The following is a 13,401-nucleotide window of genomic DNA, read 5'->3' as shown; positions in this document are numbered from 1 at the left end:
ACAAAGACTTTTTCGATATACTTAGTAGTAATGACGCGAAAGGTCGACAAGACCGGTTTTCAAGATATGCAGGAATTCTGGTTTGGCGATATGCTCGGCCGTTGCGGAAAAGAGCATGCCGTTTACGGACCAATGGGCTGCATAGCCGTCCTGTTCGGCCTTTGATGCGGCGGGGACTTTGGCGATAGCGACTTCGATGCCGTCAATCGTTTCTTTTTCCCATTTGACGCTGTAGATGCCGCTGATATCGTCATTTGCCTGGGCTGCGGCTTTGGCTGTACGCAGATGTAGCTGTGTCTGGCTGTCGCCTGCGGTAGCATAGCGGATATCGACAAGGTCCTTGTGATAGACATATACCGCCTTGACATGATAACCAGAGAGTTCCGGCAGGTAAAGCGGCGTAAAGCCAGCAGCTTTTTTCGCCGTAATGACAGAATCGTATTCAACCATTGGATTTGGCCTTCCCACAGCAACAGGATCTGCCGCCTTTGTCATGGCCGGACTGCCTGCTAGTAAGATGCCAGTCGTGAGTAGCATAGCTGCCTTTTTCGTCATCGATATGTGTTTCAATATAATCCCCCCCCTGCAAAGAAATATGTAAATACCGTTCCATTGTGTTTAGGATAGCACAAGGGGAAAATGTTTGCAATGTCAATTTTATTTTCGTATTATCCCTTCGCTAAATATGCTATAATCAAAGCAGAAAACGTTCGAAATATTATGGTTGTGTTTTTATTCATGGAGGAATAAATCATGCGTGTTTTGAATGATTCCATAGCAAGCCTTACGGGAAGTTTGACGAAAGCTGTTTCGCCAAAGGAGAATACGAAAAAGGCCGACCGAGGCGAAACTTCCGATTCCGCCGAGATATCGGAGGCTGCGCGGGCACTGCAGGAAAAGGAAAAGGCAATGGCAATGGAGCAGCCCGAAGAAACGATGGACTGGCTCGATGTCATCGACCGTGGGAATGGCAAATTTACCGCGCGTTTTCGCAGTACTGCGGAAATCAGCCGCGTTGTAAAACTCGGGTACATGATGGTTAATGGCCAGAAAGTCACACTGGACAAACAGCAGCAAAAAGAACTCATGGCAGCGGGCAAGCAGATGGAAAAGGACCGCCAAAACGCCATGAACCAGTTCATGATGGAGCAGCAGCTATCTAGTGCCCGGCAGTCTGCCGATGGCTGGAAGAAAGCCGCCCAGCAGCAGTCCCGAGTGACGCAGACGGCCATGCGCCTTATGCGTGGCCGCCATGTCTCGCCGGAGGATGAAAAGGAGCTAGCCGAATTTTCATCAGAGCTTTATGCCATGGCAAAATCTGCCGGGGCACTGGAAAAAATCCGAGAGGACCGCGAAAGCCGAGAGCGCGACCGCAAGATTTCTGAGGATAACGCTCGCCAGCGGGCTGAGGAACAGGAGCCCAAGGATTACTCGACCAAACCGCTCAGCGAGTATCCGACGTATGAAACGCAGGTCGCTATCGATATGAGCGGGGATGTACCACAGATAGGTGCCGCTGGCGAAGTAACGATTCCTCCGGCAGGCAATTCATAAACGATGCATGGATGAGCCGTCTCTTAGGACAGGGGCGGTTCTTTTTTACTCACGAAAGGAGTTGGCATGACAATAGATTCCGAATGGGATAATATCCTTGGCATACGGACAACGGGCAGGGATGACAGCATTGCTGATTTGGTGCGCTTTCCCTATGAACCGACCGATTATTGTGTCCTCGAGCGGCTCGCAAACAGCGGCTATTTCACTAAACGCAACACATTGCTTGATTACGGCTGCGGCAAGGGGCGCGTGGATTTTTTTCTCGCGTATCAGACAAAATGCCGGGCCATCGGCATTGAGTATAACGAGCGGCTTTTTGCGCGCGCCAAGCAGAATAAACAGCAGGCCGTCGCAGGCGGCCGTGTAACTCTTACGCTTATTGATGCGGCCGACTACACGGTACCAGCAGAAGTGGACCGCGTGTTTTTCTTCAATCCGTTTTCGGTAGAAATCCTGCGCCTGGTCATGGAGCATTTAGCGACGTCATATCGACAAGCACCACGTGAAATCCTGCTGTTTTTCTACTACCCGTCGGCATATTACCGCGATTATCTTGCCGCTGAGGAACGACTTACACCAGTCGAGACCATCCCCTGTAACGATTTATTCAAAGAATCCGATGGCCGCGAAGAAGTGCTAGTTTATAAGTTTCTGGCCTAATGAGCAGGATTTAGCGCAAGTTTGCCGAAAGAGTTCCGCAGGAGCAAAATAAGCCAGAATAATGGAGGAGAGCAAATGAACGAAAATATTGTAAAGCGTAACGAACTGCTGGCCCAGACCGTAATCAAAGGCCTGGCATCACGCAATATGGAAGGCTTTTATGCATCGAGCAAAGAAGAAGCCTTGAAACTTGCCTTGGACCTTATCCCCGAAGGCAGCACGGTCACGATGGGCGGCGGCATGAGCGTGCATGAAATCGGCCTTGCCAAGGCGCTAATTGAGGGCAACTATAACTTTATCGACCGCGACAAGTTTGAGGATCGCCGGCAGGCGATGCTGCTGGCCTACGATGCCGATGTATTCCTCACGAGCACCAATTCGATGACCCGCGACGGCGTGCTCGTCAATATCGATGGCAATGCCAACCGCGTATCGGCCATCGCCCAGGGACCGAAGAAGGTCCTCTTCATCGTGGGGCTCAACAAGGTCTGCGGTGACCTTGACGGCGCCATGAAACGCGCCCGCAACGTGGCGGCTCCCATCAACGCCCAGCGCTTCGGCCTCGATACGCCCTGCGCCAAGACCGGTGCCTGCTTCGATTGCAAGAGCCCTGACACCATCTGCTGCCAGTTCCTCATTACGCGGTATTCGAAGCATAAGGGCCGCATCCAGGTAATCCTCGTCAACGACGACCTCGGATTCTGATGACCAGCAGCCGGCCATGGGCAATCGCCAGTATCCTGACGATTGCCTTTTTCATGTGCGGAAAGTAGTCCTCGCGGAGGTTTCGTGGTATAATATTTGTTTGTAGACTCCTAGGAAAGCGGGTGTGTGGATGAAGGACGAGACCATTGAGAAAGTCGATGCGGAGATTGCCGACTGGCAATACATGAAGGATCTGCCAGAGAGCTGGCACGGCTTCACCCTTGACCGGTCAAAGGCGATCGACAAGGACAGCTACGATCTTTACCGCTATGTGAATGAAGAACTGCATAAAAGCGCCATCGTATATTTCCATGAGGAAACCCACGAGTACAAGGTGCGCCTGAAAATCGGCCTCATCGAGTTCTGCCGCATCGAGTTCATCACGGCCAAGCTCGCCGACTTCGAGCAGCTGTTGGTCAAGCAGTTCGAGCAGATGCTCATGGATATGATGGAGTTCAATCCTGCCGCGCTTAGTTCGATTGTCCGCGATAAGAAAATCATGGAATGGGAAAACGGTGCCAAGCTGCCTGAGACATTGGAGGGATTTACGCTCTTTATCCGGCCGGCGCAGCCAGTCAAGATCAACAATGGCTCGTATATCGTCATCGATTATGTCGACTTTGCGCTGGAGAGCAGCTTCACGGTCTACTATAACATCTATCGCGACGAGTTCTTTGCCGAGGCCCGCATCTGGAATATCCCCGATGTCAACTACGACTTCGATTCCAACGAGCTGCCCGAGCTTGAGGAAAAGCTCCGCCAGCACATGCTGCCGCGTCTGCGTGAGGTGCGTGCGCGTGCGCAGAAAGAGGCAGCTGACCATGCAGCTAAGGCACAGAAAGAGGAGGGAGAACCGCCCGTATGATTATCATTGATAAAGCCATCTTGCATATTCTCGATTTCAATTCCGGCATGACCGTCTACTCCGATGAGGAGCTTACAGTCAAGGACAGCATCGAGACATTTCTCTATAAACATATCGAAAAATCCTGGGGCAGCCAGGACGCGAAGCCAGGGACGTTTTATGATGACAGTGCGTTCCAGCAAACGCTGGGCGCCTATCTGTCCGGCGAAATGGGCTTTGTGCCATTTTCCAAAGAGATTACAAAAACACTCGAAGAGGCCTTTACGCATGCGGAGGAAATGGCATCAGCCGATGTGATTGTGGCTGATGTGCGTATCGACGATCAGCGGCAGATCGTCGTCTTCAAGTCGAACAGCCATATCGGCTACACGCATCAGGTCAACCAGACCGAAAACGGCATCAAGAACGAAATCATCAACCATTATTCGATCATGCCCAGTCTCACGCAGAAGATGGAGGAGTTCGCCTTCGTCAATACGGAGACCAAGGCAGTCTCGGTCTGTGCGAAAAAGTATACGATCGATGGCAACAGCATCCAGGTCTTTCCCGAAATCCTGCTCGAATGCAGCCTGACACCTTCGCCGAAGGAAGCCATCAAGAATCTCAGCAAGACGGCGGCTAAAGTCGCCGAGGCTTACGGGCAGGACAAGGTCGCCACTGAGGCGGCCGTCAAGAGCTATGTGGCCGAGAATATGCAGGAAAGCGATGAGCTCGACCTGGTCGAAGCCGGCAAGGAAATCTTCAAGGAGAATCCCTCGATGCAGGCGGACTTCGATACGGCCATAAAGGACGCAGGCTTTACCGAGCCTGTCAAGATGGATCAGGAAGCCACGCTCAAGAAGATGTGCAAGCATAAGCTCAAGACCGATACGGGCATTGAGCTGACCATCCCGACGGATTACTTCGATAATACCGAGTTCGTCGAGTTCAACAACAACGACGACGGGACACTGTCGATTACGCTCAAGCATATCTCGAACATCATCAACCGCGGATAAGGAGCGATTATGCAGGTAAATGGCGATTTAGCAAATATAAAAACCTACATATTGGATAAACTCAAGGCTATCTATGAGCTCTCCGTGCCCATCGGGCAGCTATCGACCAAGGAGCTCAACGAGCGCATGCTCGAGGTCACGGATATCCTCGAGCGCGAGGTGGCCGTCTATATCAACCGGCAGGGCAAGATCGTGCAAGTGTCCCTCGGCGATGCCGATACCGTCGACCTGCCCGAGTTCCAGCGGCAGGCCCGCAGCGACCGCCGGCTATCCGGCATCCGCTGCATCCATACGCATCCCAGCGGTGATGTGCGGCTTAGCGAGCCGGACCTGTCCTCCCTGCGGCGGCTGCGCTTCGACTGCATGGCAGCCATCGGCCGCCACCATAAGGAAGGCGTCATCGGCTCACTGGGATTCTTTACCGGCGAGCAGAACGACGAGGGAATTGAGGAGCTGTCGCAGCTCGGTCCGGTCAAGGCAAAAGTGCTTGACCAAATCAACCTCAATATGCTCGTGACCGTCGTCAACAAAAAACTTGGCGCGCAGAATCTGAAGAATACCGATGCGGAAGAGGAATGCGCCATCCTCGCAGGTGTCGAGCGGCCGGGCCAGCAGCTCTGGACCATCGAGGAGTCGATGGCCGAGCTTGCCCGGCTTGCCGATACGGCTGGTGCCAAGATAGTCGGTCAGTTCACCCAGCGCAAGGAAAAGCCCGACGCGGCCTTTTTCCTCGGCAAGGGCAAGGTCTCCGAGATTGCGATGGAGATTCAGAACACCAACGCCAATCTCTTGATTTTAGATGATGAACTCACGCCGTCCCAGCAGCATAATCTCGAGCAGATACTCGGAGTCAAGGTCATTGACCGCACGGCATTGATTCTCGATATCTTTGCCCAACGCGCCCGCTCGCGCGAAGGCAAGCTGCAAGTCGAGCTTGCGCAGCTGAGGTACAATCTGCCGCGCCTTGGCGGCCAGGGCCTCGTGCTCTCGCGTCTAGGCGGCGGCATCGGCACACGCGGCCCCGGCGAAACGAAGCTTGAGGTAGACCGCCGCCGGATATATGCCAAGATCCATGATATCGAGAAACAAATCGAAGGGCTAAAGAAAAGCCGCGATTTGCATCGCGTCCGCCGCAAGGAATCGCGGATTCCGCTGGTTGCGCTCGTCGGCTACACCAATGCGGGCAAATCGACGCTGCTGAACAAGCTCACGGGCTCGGAGGTCTTTGCTGAGGACAAGCTGTTCGCGACCCTTGATCCTACCACGCGCCATCTCGTACTGCCCGAGAAGCAGGAAATCCTGCTGACCGATACCGTCGGCTTTATCCAGAAGCTGCCCCATACACTCGTCACTGCCTTCCGCGCGACGCTCGAGGAGGTACAGGAAGCCGATATGCTGCTGCACGTGGTCGACTGCAGCAACGTGAACTTCGAGCAGCAGATCGCCGCGGTCATCGAGGTGCTCAAGGAACTGGACGCTGAGGCCAAGCCGACCCTCTATGTCTTCAACAAGGCCGATCGCATCGATAACGACAATCTGCGCCAGCAGGTGCTCCACGACCGCGAAGGCATCTGCATCTCGGCGCGCACCGGCGAAAACCTCGATGCCCTACAGGCCAAGATCGAAGGCTTCTTCCAGGAGAGCCAGATAAAGCTGACGCTCCTGATTCCCTATGACCAGGGCAGTGTCATCACGCAGCTACACGGACTCAACGCCATCCGTTCCACCGAATACGTGGAGCAGGGGACCCTTGTCGAAGTCAGCCTGCCCGTTTCCGAGAAAGATAAATATCTACCATATAGTAAGGAGTAATTTTCGTGTCATTTTCCCAGAAGATCCTTGACCTCAAAAAAGAGGTCCTTGCCGAGACCCAGCCGCTTTTCGCCCATGTCGATGAAGTCGCTGAGGCCAACACCTTGAAGGTACTCGATGCCATGCGTGAATGCAAGGTGTCCGATGCCCATTTCAACACCACGTCGGGCTATGCCTACGACGACATCGGCCGCGGTAAGCTCGAGGAGCTCTACGCTCATATCTTCGGCGCCGAGCGCGCTCTGGTGCGCACGCAGTTCGTCTCGGGCACCCATGCGCTGGCAACGGTCTTATTCGGCATCCTGCGTCCCGGCGATGAGCTCGTCTCGCTGACGGGCAAACCCTACGATACGATGCAGACCGTCATCGGCTACGACAACCCGAGCCCCGGCTCCCTCAAGGAATTCGGCGTGCTCTACAACGAGCTGCCGATGATTGATGGCAAGGTCGATATGGATGGCATCAAGAACGTCATCACCGACAAGACGAAGATGGTGGAGATCCAGCGCTCCCGCGGCTACAGCATGCGCAATCCGCTCTCGATCGAAGACATCCGCGCCATCACGGCCGAAGTCCATCGCCTCAAGCCCGACTGCATCTGCTTTGTCGACAACTGCTATGGCGAGTTCGTGGACACCCTCGAACCGACCCAGGTCGGCGCTGACATCATGGCTGGCTCCCTGATCAAGAACCCGGGCGGCGGTATCGCTCCGACGGGCGGCTATATCGCCGGCAAGGACAAGCTCGTGGAGCTGGCCTCCTACCGCTTGACCGCACCGGGCATGGGGGATGAGCTGGGCGCAAGCCTTGCCAATAACCGCCTGCTGTTCCAGGGCCTGTTCCTGGCACCCCATGTCGTTGCCCAGGCCATCAAGGGCGCGCTCTTTGCCGCTGGCATGTTCGCCAAGCTCGGCTACAAGACGCTGCCACTGCCCACCGATGTCCGCGGCGACATCATCCAGGCCATCGAGCTCGGCTCGGCGGAAAAACTCATCGCCTTCTGCGGCGGCATCCAGAAATACTCGCCGGTGGACTCCTACGCAGCGCCCGAGCCGTGGGATATGCCTGGCTACGCCGACCAGATCATCATGGCCGCTGGCACCTTCGTCCAGGGCGCCTCGATCGAATTCAGCGCCGATGGTCCCATGCGCGCACCCTACAACGTCTACCTGCAGGGCGGCCTGACCTTCGAACACGCCATGATCGGCGTCATGGGCGCAGCTCAGGCAGTGCTTGATGTTGACAAATAATCAACCGGAAAAAGTCCAATAAAAATGACCAGTCAAACCGAAAGCGATTTGACTGGTCATTTTTGACTATAGGATTGACATGTCAGCCATTACATCTGACGATAGATGCCGATTACCTTGCCGAGGACGTTGACGTCTTTTTCATAGAACGGTTTCATCGTATCGTTCTCCGGCTGCAGGCGGAAGCAGTCTTTCTCGCGATAGATGCGTTTTACCGTAGCACCTTCCTTGTCGACAAGGGCGACGACGATATCGCCGTCGTTGGCGGAATCCTGCTGGCGGACCATGACGAAGTCGCCGTCGTAGATGCCCGCGTTGATCATGCTCTCGCCCGATACCTTGAGCATGAAGGTCTTGTCAGCCGTACCAAGGAGATTCTGCGGGAACGAATAGACATCCTGCACATTATCTTCTGCGAAGATCGGCATGCCAGCCGTGACCGTGCCTACGAGTGGAACGGCGACGTTCTTGCCCCAGGGCTTCTCATCCAGGATGTCGATGGCACGCGGCTTGGTCGGATCGCGCTTGATCATGCCGTTTTCCTCCAGGCGGGAGAGATAGCCATGCACCGTCGAGCTGGATTTGAGGCCTACAGCCTTGCCGATTTCACGTACCGAAGGTGGGTAGCCCTTTTCGAGCAGGAACGATTTGATATATTGGAAGATTTCTTTCTGGCGCTCACTGGAAGTCTGCGTCTTACGCATAATTATTGCCTCCTAACAACGTAACTAACTATTCTTATGTTCTATTGTACCATATATATGTTCGCTATGGAACTGATTTTCGCAATTTTTTTCCGTTAACGCAGCAAAAATGCTATAATAAATCTATAATCCGATTACTGACAATACTGACTATACGGAAGGGAGTTTCGTTATGCGTTTATTTCCTCGTGCCTTGTCGCTAAGAAAAGCAGCCATCGTATTGGCTGGCGGGCTTGTCTTTTCAAGTGTCTTAGGCAACAGCTCTGTTATAGAGGCCACGCCGATTCCGCTGCGCGGAATCATCGAGGGCTTCTACGGCACGCCTTGGCAGCAGGCCGAGCGCTTGGACATCCTTGCATTCTGCCATACACAGGATCTCAATGCCTACATCTATGCCCCCAAGGACGATCCTTATCATCGGGCCAAATGGCGTGAGCCGTATCCTGCCGCCAAGATGCAAGAGCTTTCTGCCCTTATCAAGGCGGCCAAAGCCCAAAATGTCCGGTTCATCTTCGCCGTATCGCCAGGGCTCGACATACATTTCAGCGGACTCAAAAGCTATCAGGATCGACTGGCCATGGAACGCAAGCTACAGGCCATGTACGATTTAGGCGTGCGCGACTTTGCCATATTCTTTGATGACATCCAAGATAAGGATGGCAAGGGACAAGCAAAGTTACTGAACTGGATTTCTGAGCATTTTGTAGCGGCCCATAAAGATGTCAATCCGCTGCTGACCGTACCGACTGAGTATTTCTATAAAGATATGCAGGTTGATGGCGAATTGAAACCGTATACACGGGATTTCTCGACGACCTTGAATCCCGAAATCCAGGTGCTCTATACAGGTGATGGCGTGGTGCCAGACGGCCTGTCCGATGCGCAACTGCAGGCAGCGGACAACCTTTACGGCCGCGCCCTTGGCATCTGGTGGAACTATCCCGTTACCGATTATATGGAATCAAAGCTTGCACTGGGGCCAATAGAAAAACTGCCGACCAAAACTTCTATACCAGCCATCTTCTTCAATCCGATGAAACACGAACAGCTGTCAAAGATTGCTCTGGCAACTGGCGCTGACTATGCACGAGCACCGCAGCTCTATCAAACGCAGGCCGCCTGGGAAAAAGCCATCGCCCAGCAATATGGGAATCTTGCCAGCGATATGAAACGCGTGGCGGCGGAATCCCAGCATCTTGAAAACAACTGGGCAAAGATTGGCCCGGCTGACGGACAGGAACTGCGCCAATACATCGATGCCTATTGGCAGTCGTCTGATGGGGCCAGCACCCAGCAACTGACTGAACACCTCACAGCGCTCAAAAAATCGGCTGCATCGCTAAAGCAAAACCTGCCCGCAAAGACACTATCAGAATGCCAGCCGCAGATTGAACAGCTGATTCGCATCGTGGACGCTGACCTTACAGGAATGCGCCTGCGTGAGCAGCCCGATGACAAAACGCTCAAGGAACAGTTTATCCGTCAGCGCCAAGATGTAATCGCTCACGACGAAAAGGCAAAGATTGCCGAAACCTCGGCACGGGCCTTTCTCAACGAACTAGCAAGCAGCCTGACCATACAATAAAGGAGGAACATCGATATGGAATTGCCAAGATATAGCTATATAACCGCAGTAACTGTCGCAGCCTTCAGCCTCTGCCAAGCTCTGCCAGCCGAGGCATCCATTGCTGTACAGGGCGAGCAGGCGACTGCTGAATATTGGACCACCAGACAGCCCGAGGGCGAAAAAATCCTGATGGATCAGAAGGCTATCAAGGATCTCAATAGAACCCTGCGCGCACGCAATGAGACCTTGCGCGACTTGGCTGCGTTTCCGGCGACGCTGACCAGTCAACAGGTAAAGAACCGCATCTATGCCGCCATGCAGGATTACTGGCCTGGAGAAAAGCCATCAGACGTTTATGTAGGCAGTCATATCCTTACCGCTGCCGAATGGGACTATGTCCGCCAAAACTGCAACGCCGACAACCTGCCAGAAACAGTAACTATACAATACGGCGTGACCACACAACGCGGTGATATCCGCCTGTTGCCAACCAGCGACGGCTGGTACAGCGCGCCTGGCGATGTCCACTACGATAACCTTCAGGGCACGGCAATCGATCCTGCCCAGGCCGTAGCCGTCCTCGCTGTCAGCAAGGACGGGAACTTCTACTTCGTACAGTCGTCAGATTATCAAGGCTGGCTTGAAAGCTCCAAGGTAGCACTTACCGACTATAAAACCTGGCTGACATTTGCCCAGCCACAGGACTTTGTAGTCGTCATCAGCAACAAGAAGGAAATCCAAGCCAGTGGGGGACCTAAAGCGCTTTACCAGATGGGGGCGACCATCCCCTGCCATAAAGATGATAATGGCCGCCTTGCCATGCAGCTGCCACTCAAGAATGCTGAAGGAAGATTGGAGCTCGTAAACACGCCAGTTCAGCTTGATAACACCTTGCATCAAGGCTATCTGCCCTACAGCTATAACAACACCATCTGTCAGGCCTTCCGGTTCCTCGGCGATGTCTATGGGTGGGGCGGGCAGGATGAAAGTGTCGATTGCTCTTCCTTTGTCCAGAACGTCTATCGCAGCATGGGCATCCATATCCCAAGAGACGCCGATCAACAGGAGGCCGCCATGCCAGTCAACCGGCCATTTGCCGGCTTGTCAACAACCGAACGCTATAACGAAGTCAAACAGGCAAAACCTGGGGCACTTTGCTTTAAACCTGGCCATGTCATGATGTACCTCGGCCAAAATGATAATGGCGTACCGATGGTCATCCATTCAGCCAGCAGCTATTACGATTACAAAGTCGACGCCCAGAAACATTACATCCGCCAAGTCATCGTATCAGATTTGACATATCAAAACAGCCAAGGCACACAAACCATCGATGGCACATCAAGCATCGGCAGTATAAAATAAAAAAATTTCCGCACGAAAAAACGGGGCGCTCAGAGCCGTTCTGAGCGGTTTTAAAAGCACGACGCATATAAGTTTATGCGTCAGCAAATAAAATCGCTAGAACAAGCTCTGAGCGCCCTTTAAATATCACTCATACAATTACTTCCGATAATTTATACTTATCGGAAGTAATGCGGCGCAATAATCAAATAAAGCCAACGAAAAGCCGTCAGTCCATTGTTATTAAAGGCTGACGGCTTTTCGTTGGCTAAGCATATCTAAATACATATCAAGCGTTTGCAGGCATTTTGCAGATAAATCCTTATTTTTGCAGACAAATTTGCACCACCGCGTGGCAGTCGGGATTCTGAATTAAAAGCTGGGGAATCTCGGTACTCACGAATGAGGATTTGGTAGAACCGCAGCCGCCCTTCATCCAGTAATAGGTATGGCCGTGCCGCTTGATATCCTGATGCACGCCCCAGAACGATTGGGCCACAATATTACTCAGCCTTATCGTCGTCATCCGTGTCGTCCTCCTTACGCATCAATAAACTCAATCCCATTTTAGTGTATCTCAACATTCAAGCACTCTAAATTAAACTCCTGACCGTCTGGGCTTAAAAATGCAGCCGCCCACTTATCTGTACGCCGCTCTTTTACAGCCGTCCCTCAGAAATAGGTGTGTACTTCCCACTGAAAAAGGCTAACCACGTTCTGCACTATAATTCCTCCAGTGATATAATTGACTATTGGAAGGAGGTGATCTAATGGGTTGTTACAAAAATGCGCAGGTCTGCTTAAATGGTCATGCAACTACTGATGACACAACAAACACTGCACTTTGCTCAGATTTTTGCTCTTTATGTGGGGAAAAGACTATAACTACTTGTCCGTCATGTGATGCACCAATCCGGGGCAGATATCATGTGCCAAATGCCTTTGGACGTATGAGTATGAGCTACCACCCACCAGCATATTGTCATCATTGCGGGGAGCCTTTTCCTTGGACACAGCGAAAATTAGATGCCGCGCAAGAATTAGTTGCTGATATGGAAGAACTGACAATGGAGGAACAGGAGAAACTCAACAAGTGTTTCCCCAATATAATGACCGATACGCCCATGACTTCTGTATCCGCGAATAAAATTAAGCGCTACCTGGCAAAACTCCCAGACTATGCCGGTTCATGTCTGCGAGATATCTTCGTGGATGTAATGTCTGAAACGGCTAAAAAGATTATTTGGCCGTCATAAGCCGTACACCTGGGCACTTTTCTCTGCCACAGTTGTGAGGTTTATTCAGCACCCAACAATTACAGACTTTTAACATTTTTTTACCACACTTTGAGCAAAAATTCCCCGCCTGTACTGTCCGACCACAGTGCAGGCATTTTTTATTCCTCATCCGTGTCGTCCTCCCTCAAATCATCAACAATCTGCACTGACTCTACGCCGTTTGCTTTCTCCAAGCTCTCCAGTTCGGAAGCAAGGCGCTTAATGCGATCCTTCTGTTCTGCCACATCCATCTGACGCGGGAAGCGCTTGAAAAGCTGCTGGGCGGCGTTGAGCCTGTCCTTCGAAGAAATCCTTGTGCTCTTTCCCAGACACTTCCGCCACCCAACGGCTGTCCGCTACAATCTGATTGTTGCTGACTTCGACTAATGAATTACTCATGCAGTTGCCTCCTTTACTGCCCCAACACTGGTTACCGGTTCTCCCGCGAACAAATATCCGTAATCCATATTCGGGAAGAATTTGTCGTGGATGATGAGCGCTTCTTGAATTGAGATATTGCCCTTACCTCTCAGCTTGGCGTCCAGCCATGCCGGATTACGACCAACCGCCGCAGCTACCTGAGCGTAGCTAAGACCGTAACGGGCCATCTCTGCCTTTAGATTTGGAAACATTCTTATTTACCTCCTTACGAATTTTCGGAC

Annotated in this window: 15 protein-coding genes; 10 read left to right on the top strand and 5 right to left on the bottom strand. The window is 52.6% G+C overall.

The annotated features are described in order from the left end of the window. Window positions 1–21 precede the first annotated feature (21 nt). Entirely contained in the window at window positions 22–570 is a 549-nt protein-coding gene (locus BM322_RS01030) for a hypothetical protein (protein WP_143102146.1), read from the bottom strand. 183 nt (window positions 571–753) lie between these two features. Here BM322_RS01030 and BM322_RS01025 point away from each other — a divergent pair, with 183 nt between their 5' ends. From BM322_RS01025 to BM322_RS00995, 7 genes are all read left to right on the top strand, one after another. Next, window positions 754–1,554, top strand: a complete 801-nt coding sequence (locus BM322_RS01025) for a hypothetical protein (protein ID WP_075428051.1) — start codon at window positions 754–756, stop codon at window positions 1,552–1,554. 66 nt (window positions 1,555–1,620) lie between these two features. After that, a complete protein-coding gene (locus BM322_RS01020; RefSeq protein ID WP_075428050.1) occupies window positions 1,621–2,217 on the top strand; it encodes a cyclopropane-fatty-acyl-phospholipid synthase family protein in 597 nt (198 codons plus the stop codon). Between the two features lie 75 nt (window positions 2,218–2,292). After that, window positions 2,293–2,922, top strand: coding sequence for a lactate utilization protein (locus tag BM322_RS01015; RefSeq protein ID WP_075428049.1), 630 nt, complete (start codon window positions 2,293–2,295; stop codon window positions 2,920–2,922). A gap of 130 nt (window positions 2,923–3,052) precedes the next feature. Beyond that, window positions 3,053–3,787 (top strand): hypothetical protein, encoded by a 735-nt coding sequence (locus BM322_RS01010; protein WP_075428048.1) that lies wholly within the window; start codon window positions 3,053–3,055, stop codon window positions 3,785–3,787. After that, window positions 3,784–4,785, top strand: coding sequence for a nucleoid-associated protein (locus BM322_RS01005; RefSeq protein ID WP_075428047.1), 1,002 nt, complete (start codon window positions 3,784–3,786; stop codon window positions 4,783–4,785). The genes BM322_RS01010 and BM322_RS01005 overlap by 4 nt, the downstream gene beginning before the upstream one ends. Before the next feature lie 9 nt (window positions 4,786–4,794). Continuing rightward, entirely contained in the window at window positions 4,795–6,597 is a 1,803-nt protein-coding gene (hflX, locus tag BM322_RS01000) for a GTPase HflX (protein WP_075428046.1), read from the top strand. A 5-nt stretch (window positions 6,598–6,602) separates the two neighbouring features. Then, window positions 6,603–7,847, top strand: a complete 1,245-nt coding sequence (locus tag BM322_RS00995) for a methionine gamma-lyase family protein (RefSeq protein ID WP_075428045.1) — start codon at window positions 6,603–6,605, stop codon at window positions 7,845–7,847. An 89-nt stretch (window positions 7,848–7,936) separates the two neighbouring features. Here BM322_RS00995 and lexA read toward each other — a convergent pair whose 3' ends face one another. Next, complete coding sequence (gene lexA / locus BM322_RS00990) at window positions 7,937–8,551, bottom strand: transcriptional repressor LexA (RefSeq protein ID WP_075428044.1); 615 nt, start codon at window positions 8,549–8,551, stop codon at window positions 7,937–7,939. Between the two features lie 172 nt (window positions 8,552–8,723). Here lexA and BM322_RS00985 point away from each other — a divergent pair, with 172 nt between their 5' ends. Together BM322_RS00985 and BM322_RS00980 are read left to right on the top strand one after the other, a co-directional pair. Next, on the top strand, window positions 8,724–10,136 hold the full coding sequence (locus tag BM322_RS00985) for a protein O-GlcNAcase (protein ID WP_082334267.1): 1,413 nt from the start codon (window positions 8,724–8,726) through the stop codon (window positions 10,134–10,136). 15 nt (window positions 10,137–10,151) lie between these two features. After that, window positions 10,152–11,483, top strand: coding sequence for an NlpC/P60 family protein (locus BM322_RS00980; RefSeq protein WP_082334266.1), 1,332 nt, complete (start codon window positions 10,152–10,154; stop codon window positions 11,481–11,483). A gap of 301 nt (window positions 11,484–11,784) precedes the next feature. On the opposite strand, the gene BM322_RS00975 is transcribed toward BM322_RS00980, so the two are convergent. Continuing rightward, window positions 11,785–11,988 (bottom strand): hypothetical protein, encoded by a 204-nt coding sequence (locus BM322_RS00975; protein WP_075428042.1) that lies wholly within the window; start codon window positions 11,986–11,988, stop codon window positions 11,785–11,787. 244 nt (window positions 11,989–12,232) lie between these two features. Here BM322_RS00975 and BM322_RS00970 point away from each other — a divergent pair, with 244 nt between their 5' ends. Then, window positions 12,233–12,718: a DUF2321 domain-containing protein gene (locus tag BM322_RS00970; RefSeq protein ID WP_075428041.1), complete on the top strand. Its 486-nt coding sequence runs from the start codon at window positions 12,233–12,235 to the stop codon at window positions 12,716–12,718. A gap of 240 nt (window positions 12,719–12,958) precedes the next feature. Here the strand turns inward: BM322_RS00970 and BM322_RS13375 are convergent, their stop codons facing one another. Together BM322_RS13375 and BM322_RS00965 are read right to left on the bottom strand one after the other, a co-directional pair. Next, on the bottom strand, window positions 12,959–13,138 hold the full coding sequence (locus tag BM322_RS13375; RefSeq protein ID WP_143102145.1) for a hypothetical protein: 180 nt from the start codon (window positions 13,136–13,138) through the stop codon (window positions 12,959–12,961). Continuing rightward, window positions 13,135–13,371, bottom strand: a complete 237-nt coding sequence (locus BM322_RS00965) for a helix-turn-helix transcriptional regulator (protein WP_075428040.1) — start codon at window positions 13,369–13,371, stop codon at window positions 13,135–13,137. Before BM322_RS00965 ends, BM322_RS13375 begins: the two co-directional genes overlap by 4 nt. Between the last annotated feature and the right edge of the window lie 30 nt (window positions 13,372–13,401).

The organism is Selenomonas sp. GACV-9 (genome assembly GCA_900116485.1).
GTDB classification, from domain to species: Bacteria; Bacillota; Negativicutes; order Selenomonadales; family Selenomonadaceae; genus Selenomonas_A; species Selenomonas_A ruminantium_G.
This window is presented reverse-complemented; position numbering and strand designations above follow the sequence as displayed.